Origin of the sequence: Pedobacter sp., from assembly GCF_965279535.1 — a bacterium.
GTDB lineage: Bacteria > Bacteroidota > Bacteroidia > Sphingobacteriales > Sphingobacteriaceae > Pedobacter.
The window spans coordinates 3,252,603-3,274,233 of sequence record NZ_OZ257244.1 but is presented as its reverse complement, the minus strand read 5'-3'; the positions used below and the strand labels follow the sequence as shown (position 1 = coordinate 3,274,233).

General features: G+C 37.9%; 22 protein-coding genes. 10 read left to right on the top strand and 12 right to left on the bottom strand.

Features of this window, described 5'->3' with window-relative positions; genetic code table 11:
• The first annotated feature begins 50 nt into the window (after positions 1–50).
• The 4 genes from ACQY77_RS13280 to ACQY77_RS13265 all read left to right on the top strand — a co-directional run bounded on the left by ACQY77_RS13280 (position 51) and on the right by ACQY77_RS13265 (position 2,549).
• Positions 51–209 (top strand): FeoB-associated Cys-rich membrane protein, encoded by a 159-nt coding sequence (locus tag ACQY77_RS13280; RefSeq protein ID WP_421941667.1) that lies wholly within the window; start codon positions 51–53, stop codon positions 207–209.
• A gap of 12 nt (positions 210–221) precedes the next feature.
• The gene (locus ACQY77_RS13275; protein WP_421941668.1) at positions 222–809 is read left to right on the top strand and encodes a Crp/Fnr family transcriptional regulator; all 588 of its coding nucleotides are present in this window, start codon (positions 222–224) and stop codon (positions 807–809) included.
• Between the two features lie 274 nt (positions 810–1,083).
• A complete protein-coding gene (locus ACQY77_RS13270) occupies positions 1,084–1,614 on the top strand; it encodes a YceI family protein (RefSeq protein WP_421941669.1) in 531 nt (176 codons plus the stop codon).
• 59 nt (positions 1,615–1,673) lie between these two features.
• Positions 1,674–2,549: a pirin family protein gene (locus ACQY77_RS13265; protein ID WP_421941670.1), complete on the top strand. Its 876-nt coding sequence runs from the start codon at positions 1,674–1,676 to the stop codon at positions 2,547–2,549.
• Positions 2,550–2,609: 60 nt separating this feature from the next.
• Here ACQY77_RS13265 and ACQY77_RS13260 read toward each other — a convergent pair whose 3' ends face one another.
• The 4 genes from ACQY77_RS13260 to ACQY77_RS13245 all read right to left on the bottom strand — a co-directional run bounded on the left by ACQY77_RS13260 (position 2,610) and on the right by ACQY77_RS13245 (position 5,709).
• Complete coding sequence (locus ACQY77_RS13260) at positions 2,610–3,170, bottom strand: TlpA family protein disulfide reductase (protein WP_421941671.1); 561 nt, start codon at positions 3,168–3,170, stop codon at positions 2,610–2,612.
• A gap of 63 nt (positions 3,171–3,233) precedes the next feature.
• Complete coding sequence (locus ACQY77_RS13255) at positions 3,234–4,532, bottom strand: hypothetical protein (RefSeq protein ID WP_421941672.1); 1,299 nt, start codon at positions 4,530–4,532, stop codon at positions 3,234–3,236.
• A gap of 99 nt (positions 4,533–4,631) precedes the next feature.
• Complete coding sequence (locus tag ACQY77_RS13250; protein WP_421941673.1) at positions 4,632–5,159, bottom strand: hypothetical protein; 528 nt, start codon at positions 5,157–5,159, stop codon at positions 4,632–4,634.
• The gene (locus tag ACQY77_RS13245) at positions 5,149–5,709 is read right to left on the bottom strand and encodes an RNA polymerase sigma factor (RefSeq protein WP_421941674.1); all 561 of its coding nucleotides are present in this window, start codon (positions 5,707–5,709) and stop codon (positions 5,149–5,151) included. Before ACQY77_RS13245 ends, ACQY77_RS13250 begins: the two co-directional genes overlap by 11 nt.
• Positions 5,710–5,960: 251 nt before the next feature.
• Here ACQY77_RS13245 and ACQY77_RS13240 point away from each other — a divergent pair, with 251 nt between their 5' ends.
• Both ACQY77_RS13240 and aspS read left to right on the top strand, forming a co-directional pair.
• Entirely contained in the window at positions 5,961–6,365 is a 405-nt protein-coding gene (locus tag ACQY77_RS13240) for a hypothetical protein (RefSeq protein WP_421941675.1), read from the top strand.
• Positions 6,366–6,518: 153 nt separating this feature from the next.
• Positions 6,519–8,264 carry an aspartate--tRNA ligase gene (gene aspS, locus ACQY77_RS13235; protein ID WP_421941676.1) on the top strand — a complete coding sequence of 582 codons (1,746 nt, stop codon included), beginning with the start codon at positions 6,519–6,521 and terminating at the stop codon, positions 8,262–8,264.
• Between the two features lie 74 nt (positions 8,265–8,338).
• On the opposite strand, the gene ACQY77_RS13230 is transcribed toward aspS, so the two are convergent.
• The 7 genes from ACQY77_RS13230 to ACQY77_RS13200 form a co-directional block, all read right to left on the bottom strand.
• Positions 8,339–8,773, bottom strand: coding sequence for a hypothetical protein (locus ACQY77_RS13230; protein ID WP_421941677.1), 435 nt, complete (start codon positions 8,771–8,773; stop codon positions 8,339–8,341).
• Positions 8,760–9,140, bottom strand: coding sequence for a phage holin family protein (locus ACQY77_RS13225; RefSeq protein WP_421941678.1), 381 nt, complete (start codon positions 9,138–9,140; stop codon positions 8,760–8,762). The genes ACQY77_RS13230 and ACQY77_RS13225 overlap by 14 nt, the downstream gene beginning before the upstream one ends.
• Positions 9,141–9,189: 49 nt before the next feature.
• Positions 9,190–9,456: a YtxH domain-containing protein gene (locus ACQY77_RS13220; RefSeq protein ID WP_039474732.1), complete on the bottom strand. Its 267-nt coding sequence runs from the start codon at positions 9,454–9,456 to the stop codon at positions 9,190–9,192.
• A gap of 74 nt (positions 9,457–9,530) precedes the next feature.
• Complete coding sequence (locus ACQY77_RS13215) at positions 9,531–10,580, bottom strand: AI-2E family transporter (protein WP_421941679.1); 1,050 nt, start codon at positions 10,578–10,580, stop codon at positions 9,531–9,533.
• Positions 10,581–10,716: 136 nt separating this feature from the next.
• A complete protein-coding gene (locus ACQY77_RS13210) occupies positions 10,717–12,132 on the bottom strand; it encodes a sigma-54-dependent transcriptional regulator (protein WP_421941680.1) in 1,416 nt (471 codons plus the stop codon).
• 158 nt (positions 12,133–12,290) lie between these two features.
• Entirely contained in the window at positions 12,291–13,070 is a 780-nt protein-coding gene (locus ACQY77_RS13205) for an enoyl-CoA hydratase/isomerase family protein (protein WP_421941681.1), read from the bottom strand.
• 2 nt (positions 13,071–13,072) lie between these two features.
• Entirely contained in the window at positions 13,073–13,492 is a 420-nt protein-coding gene (locus tag ACQY77_RS13200) for a cobalamin B12-binding domain-containing protein (RefSeq protein WP_421941682.1), read from the bottom strand.
• A gap of 117 nt (positions 13,493–13,609) precedes the next feature.
• Between ACQY77_RS13200 and ACQY77_RS13195 the strand changes: the two genes are divergently transcribed.
• On the top strand, positions 13,610–15,265 hold the full coding sequence (locus tag ACQY77_RS13195) for a glutamine--tRNA ligase/YqeY domain fusion protein (protein ID WP_421941683.1): 1,656 nt from the start codon (positions 13,610–13,612) through the stop codon (positions 15,263–15,265).
• Positions 15,266–15,323: 58 nt separating this feature from the next.
• On the opposite strand, the gene ACQY77_RS13190 is transcribed toward ACQY77_RS13195, so the two are convergent.
• Positions 15,324–16,160 carry an N-acetylmuramoyl-L-alanine amidase gene (locus tag ACQY77_RS13190; protein WP_421941684.1) on the bottom strand — a complete coding sequence of 279 codons (837 nt, stop codon included), beginning with the start codon at positions 16,158–16,160 and terminating at the stop codon, positions 15,324–15,326.
• 112 nt (positions 16,161–16,272) lie between these two features.
• On the opposite strand from ACQY77_RS13190, the gene ACQY77_RS13185 reads away from it, so the two are divergent.
• The 3 genes from ACQY77_RS13185 (at position 16,273) to ACQY77_RS13175 (ending at position 21,554) form a co-directional block, all read left to right on the top strand.
• Positions 16,273–17,952 carry a dipeptidyl-peptidase 3 family protein gene (locus tag ACQY77_RS13185; RefSeq protein WP_421941685.1) on the top strand — a complete coding sequence of 560 codons (1,680 nt, stop codon included), beginning with the start codon at positions 16,273–16,275 and terminating at the stop codon, positions 17,950–17,952.
• A gap of 278 nt (positions 17,953–18,230) precedes the next feature.
• Complete coding sequence (locus ACQY77_RS13180) at positions 18,231–20,675, top strand: outer membrane beta-barrel protein (RefSeq protein WP_421941686.1); 2,445 nt, start codon at positions 18,231–18,233, stop codon at positions 20,673–20,675.
• A gap of 120 nt (positions 20,676–20,795) precedes the next feature.
• Entirely contained in the window at positions 20,796–21,554 is a 759-nt protein-coding gene (locus ACQY77_RS13175; RefSeq protein WP_421941687.1) for a DNA alkylation repair protein, read from the top strand.
• Positions 21,555–21,631 lie beyond the last annotated feature (77 nt).

Sequence of the window (21,631 nt, the reverse complement as noted above, 5' to 3'; positions counted from 1 at the left end):
TTTTACATTTAACTGAACGCTAAACAGCAAAAGCCTGTTATATTTGTATTATGGATATTCAAACGATTTTAGTCTTTTTACTCTTTGCGGTAGCATTGGTATATGTTGGCCGTTTGGTTTATAAATCTTTGCAGGTGAAAAAAGATGGCTGTGGTGGAAACTGCAAATGTGGCGTTGATTTTTCTGACATTAAAACCGTTAAAAAGTAATTTGACGCTTTTATGATTCATCAGTTTAAAAACTACCTGAAGGAAAAAATTGACATCACTGATGAACAGTTCGATAGTATCTCTGGAGATCTGAAGGTAAAAAAATTCGAAAAAAATCAAATTGTTCAATACAAAGGAGACCAGTTTAAGCATGGCTTTTTTGTTGGGAAGGGCTTATTGCGAGCTTATTCAATTGATGAAAAAGGCAAAGAACACATTTTACAATTTGCACCTGAGAATTGGTTAGTGTCCGATCGCAATAGCATGAATAATGAGCCGGCTATATTTTTTATAGATGCTATTGAAGCCACTGAAGCGGTTCTGATGCCTAACGATTTTATGGAAGAAGCAGCACGTAAAGTACCTTGCCTGCAACCCATGCAAATCCGTTTACTCAATAATTCTATCCGCTTTATGCAGAAAAGGATAAATATGCTTTTAAGTGCTACTGCAGAAGAAAGGTATTTAGACTTTATTAAACTTTATCCCAACCTTACCCTCCGGGTGCCGCAATGGATGATTGCTTCCTATCTGGGGATTACTCCCGAGTCGCTCAGCAGGGTTCGGAAGGAGCTGGCTAATAAACATTTCAGGCCTTAGGTAATCTTAAATGAGTGAGTTTTGAATGATTGAATGCCCTCAGCAAATCAACAATTCATCAGTTAAACAAATTCAATCATTCTCTCATTCCATCCTTCAATCATTAATTATCGTATAGATGAATTTTGAAGAAGTGAATGTTCTCCGCAACTCAGCAAATGAACGATTCATCAGTTAAACAATTAAACATTTACTTACCATACATCAATTCTCCTTCCAAACCACTGCTGTACATTTGTGTTATAAATATTAAACATCTCAAAAACACAAAGATATGGCAACTACAAAATGGACTTTAGATCCAACACACAGTGAATTACAGTTTAAAGTAAAACATTTAATGATCACTACTGTAACTGGTAGTTTAAAATCATTCGCAGCAGAATTAACATCCAATGGGGATGATTTCGAAAATGCAGATATCTCTTTTAAAGGAGACATTAGCTCTATTGATACTGGAAATACCGATCGTGATAATCACTTAAAAAGCGGAGATTTTTTCGATGCAGAGAAATTTGGACACATTGAATTTAAATCCACATCGGTAGAAAAAGATGGTGATGATTATATTGTAAAAGGCAACTTAACCATCAAAGGAGAGACTAAACCAGTTAAGTTAACTGCTGAGTTTGGTGGTATAGCTACAGATCCATGGGGAAACACTAAAGCTGGCTTTACCTTAAGCGGTAAAATTAACCGCAGTGATTTTGGTTTAACCTGGAATGCTGCATTAGAGACCGGCGGTGTAATGGTAAGTGAAGAAGTTCGTCTTTTAGGTGAATTACAGTTTGTAAAACAAGCTTAATTCAACCTCAAAATACAGTCTGCATTCAGTGGGCTGATTAAATTTTCCATGGAGGTAATATGGAAACCAACATAAAAGAAGTAGTAAGTGTATTAAATGCGCCTGCACCACACATGGTTGGCGATGGCTTTAGGGTACACAATTTTTTCCCGAGCGGATATCAGATAAACATGGATCCATTTTTTTTGATGGATTATGGCGCTAAAATTGAATTTTCTGCGAGAAAAGAGCCTCGCGGTGTAGGTGTGCATCCGCATCGTGGATTTGAAACAGTCACTATTGCATATCATGGGGCGGTGGCACATCACGACAGTTCAGGCAACAATGGCGTAATTTATCCGGGCGACGTACAATGGATGACCGCAGCCAGTGGTATTTTACATAAAGAATACCATGAAGAAAATTATAGTTTAAATGGCGGGCCATTTCAAATGATTCAGCTTTGGGTTAACCTACCTGCGAAAGATAAAATGAGCAGGCCAAAGTACCAGGCCATTAAGCAGTCTGATATGCCGGTATTTACTTTACCAGGTAATGGCGGTAAAATTGAAATCATTGCCGGAAATTATCAAAACACGGCAGGTGCTGCAAGTACCTTTACCCCTATCGAACTATATAATGCAAGATTGAACGCAGGTGCAAAAGCAAATTTTAGCTTTCCGAAGCACTTTAATACCGGTTTTATGGTGGTAGAAGGAAATATCCGAATAAATGGCAAAGAAACTGCAACCGTTAACAGCTTTGTATATTTCGATCAAAAAGGAGAAAATATCAGCATTGAAGCGCTGGAAAATAGCATCGTACTGGTATTAAGTGCAGAACCGATTAATGAACCAATACAACAATACGGACCATTTCTGATGAATACAGAAGCAGAAATTCATCAAGCTATTGAAGACTACAATCAGGGCAAGTTTGGCTATCTGGAAGAATAATCAGGTTTATCAATTTATATTTTAACCGATATATCTTAGGGTATATCGGTTTTTTTATATCTACTGTTTAGTTCTGGCAATTTCAGCTTTCAAAAGCGCTTCAAAGCGTACTGTTTTATCCTTTAGCTCTGGCAAATCTTCATCGAGGGATAAATTTGCCGTAGCATAGATGATTTTACCATCTTTCCCGATCAAAACATTTGTGGGAAAACCATGATTAATGTTTAGCCGGCCAATTTCATCCTGTGTTAAACATACCACCTCATATTGAAATCCGTTTTTTTGCTGAAACTTCCTTGCACTAATAACAGGATCGTAAGTAACTGCAATAAACCGGATGCCCTTGTTTTTATACTTGCTTACCAAACTATTGAGTAATGGCATTTCTTTTATGCATGGAGGACATTTCTCAAACCAGAAGTTAATCAGAACAATCTGATCGTTGAGACTCTTTTTAGCAAAAGGCAAACCTTTAACTGTTCGTCCTTTAAAATCGGGCAACACTTTGCCAACTAAATCTTCAAAAAAAGTTTCCTGCGTAGCCCATTTAACTGGCGTGGTTTGTGCCTGTAAGCTCAAAGCATAAATAGAAATAAAGCATGCAAGAAAGTATTTTTTCATCTTGCAAAACAAATAAAAAAGTCCTGCTTTTCAGCAAGACTTTTATGTTTGGTTAATTAATTTTTATTTGAATGTTAACGAACCATATTCTACCTTAATGTTAATGTTTGCTCCGCCCCCATTACCAATCTTGCCCGAATATTTTTTCGTTTCATCATCCTTGCTCACCAGGTTTGCAGATACATTACCACCATATTTAAATCCCGAATAGGTGCTGTTTACATTAAAGCTTCCGGTATATCCATTTCCAAAACCAAAACCGGCGCTCACATACTCTGCGTTGTAAGTAAAGTTTTTACATGCCGGAGCAATATCATCTATAGTAATTCTATTATACTCCATATCGATATTGGCATCACTATTCAGATTGCCGATGGCTACATCAGTATACTCGGCTTTTAATGAAAGCTTTCCAACGCTAGCCAGGGCAAGTTTACCATAAGCTTGTTTAATAACGGTATTGCCTTTAATGGTATTGATATTCACTTTAGCATATTCGCTGTTCAATAATAAATTTCCCTGAATATTCCCTACGGTTAATCCGCCACCATACTGAACCTTAATATCTGCAGATCGTTTAATGTTATTGATATTTACCGCAACGTACTCTGCATCAACCGCAATGGTACCTGCAGTACCAATGCTTACCCCAGCTCCGTATTCATGTTTAACGATAGCAGTATTCAACTCCTGAATGGTTGTTTTACCATATTGAACATTGATATAATTATTACCATTACTTAAATTACCTGCATTGAGGTTTCCATATTGTATTTTTAGTGATGTTGGCCCCGAAAAATTGCCCATATCAACATTTCCGTATTGCTGAAGAACGGTTAATGGATTTACTGCGGGCATATAAAGGGTATAACTCACCTTTAGCTCCCTTCTCCAGGTAGTTACACCATTTTTTACATTTCTTCCATACCTGCCATTACGCGCGCCCATTAGGGTTTTAATGGAAACCACATCGCCCACCTTGGCGGCATCAATGCTAACTTCGTCAATCAGTTTCTGAGCATCGCTATCCGAATTACTATAGGCCTTAATATCAATATCAACCTTTACTTCTTTCCTGTCCCAGGTTTTAATGGTAATCGATCCGTATTGATTATTTAGGTTTACTTTATCGTTGTTATCAACACTAAAGCTCTTGCTAAAAGATTTTGAGCGCTCTGCATCTCCTCCCGTTTCCGTTTGCTGCATGGCTGAAACAATAGCATTTACTGTACTTACTTTTACCGTATTTACTGCATAATTGTCTGATGGGATACTGTGCAGTGCAATTTCCTGAGCATTGGTTTTAACGGCGACTACGGCCATAAAGACCAATAAAAATCCTGTTGTTTTCATGTTATTCATATTATGCTCATTAAATCTTAAAAAACCCGCCGACTGGCTTCTTTAATTTAATGTGATGAGCGTTTTATCGCAGCCTTATGGAACGATTTGTTGTTGTTTTTAAATTTGGTTTACCTTTTTATAATCATCTACCTGATTGATGATCAATAATTGTTGTTTAAGCAGGCGTAACTGAATTTTACGGTTTTCAATCATGGCGTTTACCACCAAAGTTTGATTAGGTGTTTTAGGCAGTTCTTCTTTCAAACGCTCATACTCATCATCCAGCTTTTTTAAATCAGATGTGAACTTTTTATACAAATCTGGATTTGCCGATGCAAAAATGGCCAGGCTATCTCTTTTTTCAGTAATTAATCCTGCGTAGTGTACATCTTTTTCTGCATAAGCTTCGTTAACATCTGCAATGTCGATATCATTGCCTTTTAACCTTCCTAAGTAAAGCCAGGTTAAGCCTAAAACTACTACTATAGCTGCGGCTGCACTCATCCAGAGATATAGCTTTACAGGCTTTTTTTTCTTTTTTGTATCGAGCTCTTTTTCAATTTTAGCCCAAAGCCCTGCCGAAGGCTCCATCACATCAAATGCCTTGCGATTTTCTTTTACAAATGTTTCTAACCTATTGTTCATCTCTCATCCCTTTCTGTTCTAAAATACTTTTGAGCTTTTTTTTCGCCCTCATATACTGTGTTCTGCTTGTATTTTCACTAATTTTCAAAATGTGTGCAATCTCCTCATGATCATAACCTTCTAAAAGGTATAAACTCAACACTACCCGATAGCCATCAGGCAGTTCAGTAATTGCCCTCCTGATTTCTTCTGCCTGAAGTTGCACTTCATATTCATCTGCTCCAATCTCATCTGCCAGTTCTCCTACTTCATCGGTTCCAACAAATTCGAATTTCCGTTTACGGAGGTAGTTAATTGATTTGTTAATTACAATCTGCTTTAACCACAAACCGAAGGTAGTTTCCTGCCTGAAATCAACAATCCTGGTAAATGCATCCAGGAATGATTCCTGTAATACATCTTCCGCTTCTTCCTCATAGTTTAAGATGCGCAAAGCCACATTATACATTGCCTTGGCATACAGTTTATACAATTCAAACTGCGCTGCCCGGCTGCCCTGCATACACGCTCTTACTAGTTCTAAGTTTTTATCTACGTAGACGGTTTCCAAAATGTTGATGATTCTGATTATAAGACAAGGGAGATTTTGAAACGTTGCATCAAGGTAGAAAAAAGTTTATAAAGTATGAAAGGTCGGATCTTTCAGAGATTAAAGTTCAGGCAATAACATGATTTTATTTTTTCCAGGTAATTCATTTTGTTTAGGGTAAAGTTAGGGCAGTAATAAAAGCATCTATGGAAAAAGGGCAGTACTCACATCATAAATTTGAATTCGAAGTACAAAAATTCTACCTTCATACCATGGAAACTGATTTAATTATTGCCGCATTAGACCATATACATCAAAAAGCCAATCAGGCATTAGAGAATAAAGACGTAAGCGATTTTGTAAACCATTTTGACGATACCCTGAATTATAAGGATGCTTCGGGGATTACAATTTCCAAGAAACAGCTGACTAGCGATTTACAGCGGGCTTTTAGAAATATTAAATCTTACCAAACCAGTCATTACCGGATTAAATCATCGTTGGAAAATGATACTTTTACCGAGAAAATTGCCAGGAAATCTGTTTTAATCAAGTCTAATCTGCTTTTATTTACCAAAAAGCAAACCATTCAAACTGAAGAAATCAACCATTGGAAATACTCAAGTGGTGAGTGGAAAATTACTGCGGTTGAAATTGTTTTAGAAGAGAAATATTAATAATCTTCTGAAAATTCTATTCTTTTAAAGAAAGATGCCCCTTTAAAACAGCTCGATAGCCATTAAAATTACCAGGCAAAAATTCCTTAAATCTTCCTTTCAAAACTTTAAAACAAAATCGGTATTTTTGCCGCTCAAATTATAATTACAAATATGTTAAGAACAGTAACTTGCGGTGCATTAAACCTTCAAAATTTAGGTGATAGTGTAACCTTATGTGGTTGGGTGCAGAAATCAAGAGATTTAGGAGGCATGACATTCATTGATGTTCGTGATCGCTACGGCATTACACAATTGGTTTTTAACATGGACGATAATCGCGAATTATGCGAAAGCGCCCGCAGCTTAGGCCGTGAGTTTGTAATTAAAGCTATTGGTACCGTTGTAGAACGCAGTAACAAAAACTTAAAAATTCCTACAGGAGAAATTGAGATCAAAGTTTCGTCTTTAGAAATTCTGAATGCAGCTAAATTACCTCCTTTCATGATTGATGATGAAACAGATGGTGGTGATGAATTACGCATGAAATACCGTTATCTTGATTTACGCCGTAACCCAGTTCGCAATAACCTGGTTTTACGCCATAAAATGGCACAATCTGTTCGCAGATACCTGGATGCATTGGATTTTATCGAGGTTGAAACTCCGGTACTGATCAAATCAACTCCAGAAGGTGCAAGAGATTTCGTGGTGCCTAGCCGCATGAACGAAGGTGAATTTTATGCATTACCTCAATCGCCACAAACCTTCAAACAATTGTTAATGGTTTCTGGCTTCGACCGTTATTTCCAGATTGTAAAGTGCTTTAGAGATGAAGATTTAAGAGCTGACCGTCAGCCTGAGTTTACACAGATTGACTGTGAGATGTCTTTTATTGAACAAGAAGATATCTTAAACACTTTTGAAGGCTTAATCCGCACTTTATTTAAAGAGGTTCGTGATTATGATTTGCCTGCTGTACCGCGCATGCAATATGCAGACGCTATGCGTTTATATGGTTCTGACAAACCAGACACACGCTTTGACATGCAGTTTGTTGAGCTTAACCATTTAGTAAAAGGTAAAGGCTTCCCTGTATTTGACAACGCTGAACTGATAGTGGGTATCAATGCCAAAGGTGCTGCCGGCTATACACGTAAACAGTTGGATGAGCTGACTGATTTCATCAAGCGGCCGCAAATTGGCGCAACAGGGTTAATTTATGCCCGTCATAATGATGATGATACGATCAAATCATCTGTAGACAAATTCTTTAACGAGGAAGATTTAAAGCAATGGAGTGAAGCCTTTCAGACAGAAAAAGGTGATTTGTTATTAATTTTAGCCGGCAACACAGATAAAGTACGCAAACAACTCAACGAGCTCCGTTTAGAAATGGGTAACCGTTTAGGCTTACGTGATAAGAATAAATTCTCTGCGCTTTGGGTGCTAGACTTCCCTTTATTAGAATGGGATGAAGAAACTGAACGTTACCATGCCATGCACCATCCGTTTACTTCGCCTAAGCCAGAAGATATTGCTTTATTGGACACTAAGCCAGGAGAAGTTCGTGCAAATGCATATGATATGGTAATTAATGGTACTGAAATTGGCGGTGGCTCTATCCGTATCCACGATCGTGCATTACAAGCATTAATGTTTAAACACCTAGGCTTCAGTGCTGAAGAAGCTCAGAAGCAGTTTGGTTTCTTAATGGATGCATTCGAATTCGGAGCGCCTCCACATGGCGGTATTGCTTTTGGTTTTGATCGATTAACCTCGATTTTTGCTGGTTTAGATACCATCCGTGATGTAATTGCTTTCCCTAAAAATAATTCAGGAAGAGATGTGATGATTGATAGTCCAAGTACAATTGATGAAAAACAATTAAAGGAATTAAAGATCAAAACAGATTTATAATCTACTTTGCTGAACTTGCTTCAGTACATTGAACAAACAAAAGCCCCGATTTCAAAAAAACCGGGGCTTTTGTTTTAATAAGTTTCACTATCCGGCGGGATGCCATAGTCGACAAACTTCTTTTCATTCTTCTCTTTTTTCTTACTAAACCAGCCTTTAACCGAATTAAATATGGCTGATAAATGTTCAGCATCTAAAGATTTACCCAATTTACCCGATGCCAGTCCCACTAGCGCCTTGGTAACAAAGCCTGAACTTCTGAAAATGGTTTTATTCATTAACATGGGCAGAATTAACGACATTGCTGTACTGCTGATATTTAACTTTTCGTCTGCTTTAAAAAAATTACTTGGGGTAGCATATTTTTTGATCAGTGCACCCAGTGTAAACTGTTTAAAATAAGCTTTGGTATCGCGCTTTAAATCGTCCTGCTTAAGCGTATACTGAACTTTAAGTTCATTCTTTCTCGCCAACAGATCTTCCAGGTTCCGGATGTTATAATTTTTCATCGTCAGCCTCCTTATCTGCCAGTTTATCAAAATACCTTCTGATCGCTACATTAATAATAGCCTTCTCAATGTATTTATCTTTGGTTAAATAAACAATAATTGCCAATACGATATAAATCAGAGAAACACAACCGAAGCCACGCGTATAGCTCCCCAATACATCAGAAAGGAAAAGGGCCAGCGTAACGCTACCGAATAAAAATGCAAGTATAAAACATACAATAACGGCAGTACTGGTTACGATATCGGCAAATAATTTGGATACCTTTTCTACGAGGTAAAGTCGTGTATATTCAATCCTTGCTTCCAAAAAGCCTTTGGCATCATCTACAAGGTCTTCAATACTTTTATCTTTATTTTCTTGCATAGTTTAGATGAGATTTAACCAGGCGCAAGCGCCCGGTTATATTTATGAATTAAGCGTGCTCTACATCATCGCTATATTCTTCTTCAACACTTCTCAACTTTGTTTTGATTGAGCTTACTACTTTATCTTTTAAACTAGCCAAGTTGTTGATTTCATCGGCAGCTTTATCTTTAATAGAATCGCCCAAATCTTTAAGTGACTGGCTTAGTTTGTCACGTGTTTCCTCACCTTTATCAGGGGCAAATAATATACCTAAAGCGGCACCGGCAGCCAATCCTGCCAATAAGGCTACTACAACTTTTGAGTTATCGTTCATAATCAATGTATTTTAAGGGTTTAACAATTACATACAATATAAATTTACTATATTATTTTACTGTTAAGCTATTTTTATAACTCATTATGCTCATTATTTGTTTTAATTCTTTCCAATCTTTCTGAAGCCAGCGTACTGGTTTCGTAGATTTTAACAAGCAAAATAAAATAAGATAATAACAGTGGCCCAAAAACTAATCCCAGGATTCCGAATAATGGGATACCAATAATTACGCCAATTACAGTAATTATAGGGTGTATATTACCAACTTTTTTTGCGATAATAAATCTCAGTACATTATCAATGTTGATAATTACAACAAAGCCGAAGATTAGCATGGCCCAGCCTTCAAAATTATTTCCATTTGCAATTTGCAAAATAGCCGCAGGCACAAACACTACCGGTGGCCCTAAAATAGGAACAAAAGAAATAAATGTAGTAATTACCCCCCAAAAGAGCGGATCCTTATAACCCAATATAAAAAAAGACAAGCTCACTAAGGAGCCTTGAACCAAACAAATAAGCCCTTGACCCAACACATTGGCATAGGTGGTATTCCGCATTTCATCGCCAAAGCGCAGCGCGTTTTGTTCTCTAAAGGGTGCATATTTAATTAGTGAAAACTCAAATCGTTTACGCTCAATAAGCATAAAGTAGAGCAAAAAGTACATAACCAGCAAACTCAGCACAATGTTTACGGCACTTGAAATGAGTGATGGGAAAAGCTGCGTTGCCCAGTTACCTAACCTATTCATACCCTCCTGAATCAGATCCTGATTAATTTTAACCGGGATAAGGTGCTGAAGTTTTACCAACAGGTTTTTAAAGAAAATCTCATTATTTTTGAGCTCTGAAATCTTGCTGATAACCATGCTGCTTAGCGCATAGAAGGGTAAAACGATCAATACTAAACTGACCCCAATTAACAGAATCGATACTACCCGTTTATTCCAACCCTTCTCTTCTGCCAGATGAATATATACCGGGCGCAAAATGGTGTAAAGAACCAGGGTGCTTAAAATAGCTCCAAAAATAGCCTGAAGTGAGTAAGCAATTAATATCCCAAGTGCAATGATGATGACCAGGTTAATGTTATTGCGTTGCTTATAAGAAAATACTGACATATCGAGCTGTTTGGTATTCTCTAAAAGATAAAAAAGCTGTGTTTTGTTTTAAACTTTTTTAAATGATTTATCTGTTGCGGGTTCTGTGTTAAGTCCTGGCTTGCCTTCACATTAATTGCCCCTTCCCTCAAGTCTTCTATTCTTCTAATTTGATTGCTTTAATTTTATTGTATAAAGTTTTCCGATCAATATTCAGTATTTCAGCCGCTTTTGTTTTATTGAAGTTTACCTCCTTCAATACCCTTAATATGGTATCATACTCGGCTTCCTGGGCAGCATTTTTTAAATCTTTCGGTTTATCAGCCATTGCTGCCTTGGCTTGTTTAAGTAATATCTCACTTTCGTAATCCTTGGTGTAACGGCTGGATAATTCTAATGGCAAGGCCTCGACTTCAATTTCATAACCTTCGGTAAGCAGGGCTAGGCGGCGGATAATATTTTTGAGTTCTCTAACATTTCCTGGCCAATGGTAATTGAGGAAGCACTTTTTTACATCTTCAGAAAAACCCCTGATATTTTTATTGAGTTCTTTATTGGCTACCCATAAAAAGCGTTCAGCAAATACTAAAATATCTTGTTCTCTTTCTTTTAAAGAAGGAACAGCAATAGAAAATTCATTAAAACGATGATATAGATCTTCCCTAAAGCTTCCATTGGCTATGTTTTCGATCAAATTTTCGTTGGTAGCCACAATAATGCGAACATCCAGGTCAATTTCTTTGGTACTGCCAATTCTTTTCAGCTTTCGCTCTTGCACTGCTCGAAGTAAGGTTGCTTGTATTTCATAAGAAAGATTGCCAATTTCATCCAGAAATAATGTTCCTCCATTTGCCTGTTCAAAATGTCCTATTTTAGTATACAGTGCCCCGGTAAAAGCACCTTTCTCGTGCCCAAAGAACTCACTTGCGGCAAGTTCTTTAGTTAAAGACCCGCAATCCATCGCCACAAATGGCTGATCTTTACGCAAACTATTCAAATGAATGGTTTTGGCTACATATTCTTTTCCGGTACCACTTTTACCGGTTAATATAATGCTGTAGGCTGTTGGTGCAATCAGTTGGATCTGTTTCAACAATTTTAGTGATACTTCACTTTTACCGTCGATATAATCTCCATGATTAACGTATCCGGATGCTGCCTGTGTAGTTGTAGTTTTAGTTTCTGTTACGCTGGATTCATTCAAAGCCCTTTGCGTTTCCAGCGCCTTATTGATGGTATTTAGAATCTCATCCGGATAAAGCGGTTTGGTTATATAATCGTATGCACCTAGCTTAATCAGTTCGACAGCAAGCTTAATATCAGAATAACCCGTAATAATAATTACACCTGTAAATGGATATTCTTCTTTAATCTTGATCAAAATTGCTCTGCCATCAGTATCATCCAGGCGATAATCGCACAACACCAGGTCGAATCTTTCTGCTGCCATTAGCTCAAATGCAGAGCCTCCGGTTATTACATTAGCCACTTCAAAACCATTTCTGGTAAGAAACCTTGACAGTAACAGACCGATGTTTACCTCATCATCTATAATTAGTATTTTTTTCTTCATCAGAATAAAATTAATATTCTAAAAATCTCTGAACCATGAGGGATGAAGCAATAGTGGAGAGTTTTATTTTAATAATGCATATATACAAAAATAACCCGGAATGGGAAATTTTTTCTACAGTTATTTTTCAATCATATAGAACTAATTATACAAACAAGCTACTTTTTATTAAAAACTGGCTTTCTTTTGTCAACAAATGCAGCAACGCCTTCTTTAAAATCTGCAGTTTCGAAACATTTACCAAACGCTTCAATTTCAACCGAATACCCATCCTTTCCATTAAGGGCTGCATTTACAGATTTTATTGCTGCAGCAACCGCAAGCGGTGCCCGTTGCTTCACAAAACTTAAAATTTCCGCTGCTTTGTCAATCAAATCTGCCTGCGGAACAACGTGATTTACTAATCCAATCTTTTCGGCTTCTACCGCCGTAATCATATTGGCTGTTATAATCATTTCTATCGCCTTAGCTTTTCCGACCAATTGTGTTAAGCGTTGCGTACCGCCATAACCGGGGATTAGACCTAAAGTTACTTCTGGCAGTCCCATTTTCGCCTGATCGGCTGCTACCCTGATATGGCAGGCCATGGCCAGTTCTAAACCACCGCCCAGTGCAAAACCATTAATAGCAGCAATGAAGGGCTTAGCAGAATTTTCTATTGCATTAAATACCTTATCCTGACCAGTCCTGGCCAGTTCTTCGCCCTGCTTGCCTGTATAATCTGAAAATTCTTTAATATCTGCCCCTGCTACAAAAGCTTTTTCTCCTGCACCAGTTAAAATCACACCTGAAATCTCATCTGTTTGATTGGCGTAAATAATAACCGCTGCAAGTTCGGTTAAAGTATCCTTGTTCAATGCGTTCAATGCCTTCTCCCTACTTATGGTAACATATAAAATGTTATCCTTAACTGTCGTGATTAGATTTTGATATCCCATAATTAAAAATTTCTGTTTACTGAAACCCAGTCTTGAATATATTTAACAATACTTGCCATGGTTGTTCCCGGAGGGAAAAGCTCTCCAACGCCCAAATCAGCAAGTTTTTTTCTGTCTACTTCAGGTATGATGCCTCCTCCGGTAAGTAACACATCATCCATATCCTTTGCTTTCATTAATGCTATAATCTTGGGAAAAACAGTCATATGAGCTCCTGAAAGGATTGAAATGCCGATGGCATCTACATCTTCCTGAAGCGCAGTATTTACCACCATTTCCGGGGTTTGGCGTAAACCCGTATAAATCACTTCCATTCCTGCATCCCTTAAAGATGTTGCAATCACTTTCGCGCCTCTGTCGTGCCCATCAAGCCCAACTTTTGCTACTAAAACGCGTACCGGACGATTTAATACTTTGCTCATAATGAATATTAAGTTGATGTAAATGTATCGATTTTGAATATCAAATTAATCATTAACTAAAACAAGGAGAATTACGATCAATCTTTTTACCTTTGCATTCCTAATTTACAGGTTTTTATGAGTGAAGAGAAGTCATTGAACTTTATTGAAGAAATTGTTGAGAACGACTTAAATAGTGGCAAGTATGAAACTTTGGTTACGCGTTTCCCGCCTGAACCTAATGGTTACCTACACATTGGCCATGCTAAAGCAATATGCTTAAATTTCGGACTAACACAAAAATATGGTGGCTATACCAACCTCCGTTTTGATGATACCAATCCGGTAACGGAGAAAACGGAATATGTAAACAGCCAGCAAGAAGATATTAAATGGTTGGGTTTTAACTGGAAAAATGAACTATATGCATCGGATTATTTTGATGAATTATATGGTTTTGCAGTGAAACTAATTGAAAAAGGCCTGGCTTATGTTGATGAAAGCACTGCAGATGAAATTGCAGCTTTAAAAGGTACGCCCACGGAACCTGGCCAGGATAGCCCCTATCGTAACCGCAGTATTGACGAGAATCTTGACCTTTTCACCAGAATGAAAAATGGTGAATTTGGCGATGGTGCTTACACTTTGCGTGCAAAAATTGATATGGCTAGCCCAAATATGCTAATGCGTGACCCTATCATCTATCGCATTAAACATGCAGAGCACCACCGTACCGGCAACAAATGGTGCATTTACCCAATGTATGATTTCGCCCACGGACAAAGCGACAGTATCGAGAACATAACGCATTCCATCTGTACTTTAGAATATGTTTCTCACCGCGAACTTTACGATTGGCTGATTGAGAAACTGGAGATTTTCCCTTCTAAACAATATGAATTTGCCCGCCTGAATTTAACCAGTACGGTAATGAGCAAGCGTAAGTTGCTGCAATTGGTTAACGAAAAATTAGTGAGCGGCTGGGATGACCCACGCATGCCTACAATCAGCGGTTTACGCAGACGAGGGTTTACGCCAAAAAGTATCCGTGAGTTTTGTGAGCGTATAGGTATTGCCAAACGCGAGAACTTAATTGAATTGAGCTTACTGGAGTTCTGTATCCGTGAAGATTTAAACAAATCTGCCAATCGAGTAATGGCTGTTTTAGATCCGATTAAACTGGTAATTACCAATTATCCTGCCGGACAAACAGAAAAACTTACCGGCGAGAATAATCCAGAGGCAGAGGATGGCGGTGGTACACGCATTATTCCGTTCAGTAACGAACTTTGGATTGAGCGTGAAGACTTTATGGAAGTTCCTGCTAAAAAATGGTTCCGTTTGGCTCCCGGGGCAATGGTTCGTTTAAAATTTGCCTACATCGTTAAATGCGAAGATTTTGTAAAGGATGAAAATGGCAATGTAACCGAAATTCATTGTACTTATATTCCAGAATCTAAAAGTGGAAGCGACACCAGTGGTGTTCATGTAAAAGGCACCATTCACTGGGTAAGCGCACAACATGCCAAGACAGCAGAAATCCGTTTATACGATAGGTTATTTACATCAGAAACGCCTGATGCAGAAGAAGGAGATTTTAAGGATTACTTAAATCCTGAAAGCTTAACCGTATTGCAAAAGGCTTACATTGAACCGGCTTTGGCTGATGCCAACCTGGACAGCCGTTATCAGTTCATCAGAAAAGGTTACTTCTGTTTAGATAAGGATTCTACAGCAGATCAATTAGTTTTCAACCGAACCGTTACACTAAAGGATACGTTTAAGAAAGCATAATTTTAGACAATAAATAAAAAAAGCGACAGTTAGTCGCTTTTTTTATGCTTTAAGTTTACTAATACTTCGTATACACATTATATAACACCAAAATATCTACTGGTGTTAGCTTTGGTGTTAAATCGCTTTGAATAAAATGGCGTTTAAAGGCTGTAATGGTTGCTCCCAAGTCGCTGGTATCATAGCCCATTAATTTCAGGGCATTGGTGGTATCGAAATCTGCAGGAGGGTTCTTCAGTACATCATCATACCAAAATCCAAATCCTTTTTCAGCCAGTTTCTTCCATGGGAAATTATTGGGATCAGGTTTGCGTTTAGGTGCTATATCTGAGTGCCCGATAAAATTTGCCGCCGGAATATTATAGTTTTTCTTGAGTGTGGCTAATAACTTCAGCAAACTGTTAATTTGTGCATCCGGCCATGGGTCAGTAGTTCCGTTATTGTCTAATTCGATTCCTATGGAAGAAGAATTCAGGTCGGTATCTTTACCCCATTTGCTTACCCCCGCATGGTTGGAGCGTAAATAATCATTAACCATTTGCACAACCTTGCCATCTCGGCTGATTACATAATGTGCACTCGTCCCTGCTTTGGTAGAATGGAAAGTTTTAATGGTTTGCGCCAGGCTATCTTGTGCAGTATGGTGAATGATGACAAAATTGGGTTTGCGTATCCCGAAATTTACAGAACCAACCCAGGTTTGATTTGTTCCTTCTACAGGATCATATAACTGTCCTACAGGAGGAGTACTGGTTATAATCTTAGCAAAATCTTTAGTTTTCTGCTTATAGATCTTTTCTGTTGCCGCATATTTACTGCTTCCACAAGAAGACCATAAACATACTGAAGAGATCAATAAGAGCGCAATAGATTTTGAAGAATGGGTTAACAACATGTTTTACTTTTAAAATAATGAAGTTACAAAGTTATAGGAAACTTCATCCTTTGCATCAAACTTTATACAATGGATTCAAATTTTACTAATTTAGCCCCGATATATATTAAGAATGAAGAATTTATACAAAGCATCTACAATTCTATCTGCGGTAGCACTTTCTGTTGCCCTTGTTTCAGGTTGTACCAACAACAATAAAACCGTAAACGAAAAAGGCGAAACGGTACAAAAAGACAGCCTAACCAATTATGTCGCACAGCGCTTATCTATTTACGAACGGGTAAAACTTACGACCAATATAAACAATCTCAGTGTTAACGACAGGAAGATTCTTCCTTTGCTCATTCAGGCAGCAGAAATTATGGATGAGCTATATTGGAAGCAAACTTATCCACAACGTGATAGTTTATTAGCAACCATAAAAGATGAAAAGACCCGTGATTTTGTAAACATTAATTATGGCCCATGGGATAGACTAAACAACGACAAGCCTTTTGTTGCCGGAGTAGGTATAAGACCGGAGGGTGCATCATTTTATCCATATGGAATAACAAAAGCCGAAATAGAAAAATCTGATCTTAAAGATAAATTTGGTGCATATTCATTTGTGAAGAAAGACAGTACAGGAAAACTAAGCACTGTACCTTATCATGTTCAATTTGCAGCCGAACTTCAAAAAGCCTCTTCACTTTTAAAACAAGCTGCGCTTATTGCTGAAGATGCCGGACTTAAAAAATACCTGAATCTAAGAGCCGACGCACTGGTAACTGACAATTTCACGGCAAGTGATTATGCCTGGTTAGACATGAAATCTAATGGGTTAGACATCATTATTGGCCCGATAGAGAACTATGAAGATAAAATGTTTAATGCCCGCACCAGTTACGAAGCCTATGTTTTAATAAAAGATAAGGAGTGGAGTAAACGCTTAGCCAAGTATGTAAAAATGCTTCCTGAGCTACAGAAAAACCTGCCTGTTGCAGCTAAATATAAGGCCGAAACACCAGGTACAGATTCAGAACTTAATGCTTATGATGTTGTTTACTATGCGGGCGATTGCAATGCCGGGTCAAAAACCATAGCCGTTAACCTGCCTAATGATGAAAAGATTCAGCAGGAAAAAGGAACACGCCGCTCGCAATTAAAGAATGCGATGCAGGCTAAATTTGATAAAATATTGGTTCCAATTGCTAAAGAACTGATTGATGCTGAACAACAGCAATACATCAAGTTTGATGCTTTTTTTGCCAATGTAATGTTTCATGAAGTAGCGCACGGCTTGGGAATTAAGAAAACGATTACAGGAAAAGGATTTGTTAGAGAGGCCCTTAAAGATCAATACAGCTGGCTGGAAGAAGGCAAGGCCGATGTTTTAGGTTTGTATATGGTTACTGGCCTATTAAAAAAAGGCGAACTTCAGGGCGATATTAAAGACTACTACACTACTTTCATGGCCGGTATTTTAAGATCTGTACGCTTTGGTGTATCAGAAGCTCATGGTAAAGCAAATATGCAATGCTTTAACTACTTCCAGGAAAAAGGCGCTTTTGAACGTACATCAAGTGGCACGTATAAAGTTAATTTCGAGAAGTTTGCAACTGCCATGAATGAACTAAGTGCTTTCATCATTACTTTGCAAGGGAATGGAGATAAGCTTGCCGTAGAGAAGGCGCAAAAAGAAAAGGCACTAATTTCAGCAGCCCTACAAAAAGATCTGGACCGTTTAACCAAAAAGAACATCCCTGTGGATGTTGTGTTTGAACAAGGCGTTGATGTACTCGGCGTAAAATAACTGCATTAAACCATTTTTAAAGGCCGAATGTACTTAAAGGTATATTCGGCTTTTTTTTATTGCCCGCCTTCATTATGTTTCTTTAGGAACATATAACAGGAATAAAGACTTTGAACAAAACCTGTAACCTTTTCTAAAAACAATCGTCTTACTATTAACCGAGCAAAAAATCCGTTCGCGAAAAACTAAACTTTTAATTATGCAGGCCCTGAGCAGGCGCATCTTAAGTGCTGCCATAGCTCATTTTGCCTAATTTTTTAATCGTAATAACAAAACCAATGAAAAAACTAGCCAAACTAACCATTATATTAATTGCTGCATTTGCCAGCACAAATCTATATGCTCAAACCCCCAACACAGGAAACATTACCGGTACGATTTTAGATGAACAAAAAAAACCTGCAGATTATGTAACCGTTGTACTTTTTAAACTTCCAGATTCTACTGTAGTTAAAACAGCATTCACAGATCAAAATGGTTTGTTTAACTTCAATATAAACACTAAGGGGAGCTACTTTTACAAAGCCAGCAACATGGGGTATAAAACCTTAAAAAGCCAGGCAATGCCTTTAACCAGTGAAAACGCTAAAATAGATTTTGGTACAGCCCAGCTAACTGCCACTACACAGATGCTTAAAGAAGTAACTGTTGCCACTACCAAGCCCCTATTTGAGCGCAAAATGGACCGTGTGGTAATGAATGTATCCAACAGCTCAATTGCCACAGGATCTACGGCTTTAGAACTGCTTCAAAAAGCGCCCGGCGTTACTGTTGATCAAAACGACAAGATTTCAATGCTGGGTAAACAAGGTGTGCTGATTCAATTGGATGGTAAACAAACCTACATGAGCAGTGCCGATGTGGCCAATCTTTTACGCAATATGCAGAGCTCTGATATTGAAAGCATCGAATTGATTACCAATCCCTCCTCTAAGTATGATGCATCAGGAAATTCTGGAATCATCAATATCAAAACTAAAAAAAGTAAAAATGGCGGCACCAATGGCAGCATGACCCTGGCGGGCGGCTATGGAAAAAATTACCGGGCAAGTGGAGGGCTTAACCTTAACCACCGAACCGAGCACATTAACGTTTTTGGAAATTACAATTACTACAGCAACAAGAGAGATCAGTTTATTCTCATCGATAGAATCTCAAATGGTACAATTAATAACACCTATTTTTCTCAATCGGGTGATAGCGAGCGTAAAAATGCTGGCAATAACTTCAAAGCCGGGTTAGATATTTTCTTAAATAAAAAAAATACATTGGGCTTACTGATTAATGGCTACTTTAACAATGGTAGCGAAGATTTCCTAAACAACACCCTGATCGGAAACTCATTCATCAAAACCGATTCATCCGTAGTGGCCAACAATGTTATAGACAACCGGTACAACAACCTATCGTATAACATGAATTACAAATCCGTATTGGATACTGCCGGACAGGAAATTTCAGCTGACCTCGATTACTCGAGATACCATGGAAATGATAAAGCCAATTACATTAATAAATACCTATATAGCAGTGGAGCAGCAATCAGACCAATCGCTTATACCAAGAACGAAACGCCATCTGTAATTGATATCAAAGCCTTTAAAATAGATTATACGTTGCCTTTGAAGAAGAAGATGAAATTTGAAGCTGGTTTAAAAAGCAGCTGGGTCAAAACCGATAATAACCTCAACGCGCAAGAACTGATTAATAACAACTGGCAAAATGATACCCGCAGAAGTAATCAGTTTATTTACGATGAAAATGTTAATGCCGCGTACGTTAACCTGAATAAAGAATTCAAAACCACCAGTATCCAATTGGGCTTAAGGGCTGAACAAACCAACTCGAAAGGAAATTCGGTAACTACCGCCAAAGTAATTGAACGCGATTACATCGACTTTTTTCCAAGTATTTTCATCAATCAGTCGCTGGGAAAAAACCACGATCTTAATGTATCTTACAGCAGAAGGATAGATCGTCCAAGCTATGATGCCTTAAACCCATTCCTTTATTTTCTTGATCAATACACTTATAATCAAGGTAATCCGTTCTTAAATCCGCAATACACTCATAATTTCGAAGCTACGTACATGTTGAAGAAGAAATATTCGGTTACGCTAAACTTTAGCAGGGTAAACGATATGATTACTGAGGTAATCCTTCCGGATAATGAGAAAAAAGCATTGTACCAAACAAATGAGAACATTGCTACGCAGTTCAGTTATTCGATGGTTTTAAGTGTTCCTGTTAATTTTGCCAAATGGTGGCAAACCAATAATACCGCAAATATTTTTCATTTAGATTTCCAGGCACCTGATCTTGCCGGCCAGTCTTTAAACAACAAGAGTACTGCATTCCAGATTAAATCGCAACATAATTTCACCATTAAAACAGGCTTACTGGCCGAATTAATGGGCAGTTTCGAATCGCCGGTTACCTACGGAGTATTGAGAATTAAAACCCGTTATGGAATAGATGCAGGTATTAGTCAGACGGTGATGGATAAAAAAGGTAGTATTAAGCTATCTGTGAATGATATTTTCAATACGCAAGTGAATAAAATTAGCAGCGCCTACCCCGGACTTGATTATGCCCTATACCAAAAAAATGAAACCCGGATTGTTCGTTTAAGTTTTACATACCGCTTTGGCAAAAACGAAATTAAACCTGCCAGAAGAAGAAGCACCGGAACGGAGTCTGAACAAAACAGGATGAAGAATTAGCATTGGTCTTACAGTCAATGGTCATTAGTTTAGTAGTGATTGGTCAGGTGCAGGCCACTCCATTCACTCACTCATTCAAAATTCAACAATTAAACTTTAACTTTAATAAACTTAAAGTCCATGCCTGCCGAAAAACTTGCTAAGCAAACCTCCAATTTAACAGCTAAAGCTTTTATGGAGAAACTTTGCAGCTGCCAATCGGATATTGAACGGGTCAAAATTCAACGGTATTTTAAAAGTGATAATGGCACTCCCGATGAATTTTTGGGCGTTAGCATGGGGCAGGTTTTTGAAATCGCTAAAGCCTATATCGATCTTCCGATTGAGGAAATAGAAGTTCTGTTAAAAAACAAAATCCATGAAGCAAGAGTAGGCGCAGTAAGTATTATGGATTTTAAGGCAAGGAGTAAAAAAATAGCGGAAATTGAACGGAAAGCCCTTTTCGAACTTTATTTGAATCAACATCAGCATATTAACAATTGGGATTTGGTAGACCGCGCTGCTCCTCATGTAATTGGTGCATATTTATGGGATAAGGATAGAGAAATCTTATACCAGCTTGCTCTATCTGATAATATGTGGGAGCGCAGGACAGCCATTGTGAGCACCGCATTCTTTATCAAACACAAACAGATTGAAGATACATTTAAAATTGCCGAAATTTTGGTCAATGATTCTGCAGACCTGATTCATAAAGCGGCCGGTGGCTGGATAAGGGAAGCAGGTAAAAAGAATAAAAACAGGTTAATCTCTTTTCTTGAAAAACATGCCGCAAATATGCCCAGGGTAATGCTTCGCTATGCCATAGAACATTTTGAACCTGCTGAAAAAAGCCATTATCTGGGATTAAAGAATGCGGTTAAATCCCTTAGAAGATAATATGATTTTTAGCTAAAATCAAGAATTAGCGGTTATATGATGGTTCGTGAGTCACGAACCATGGATCACGAACCATG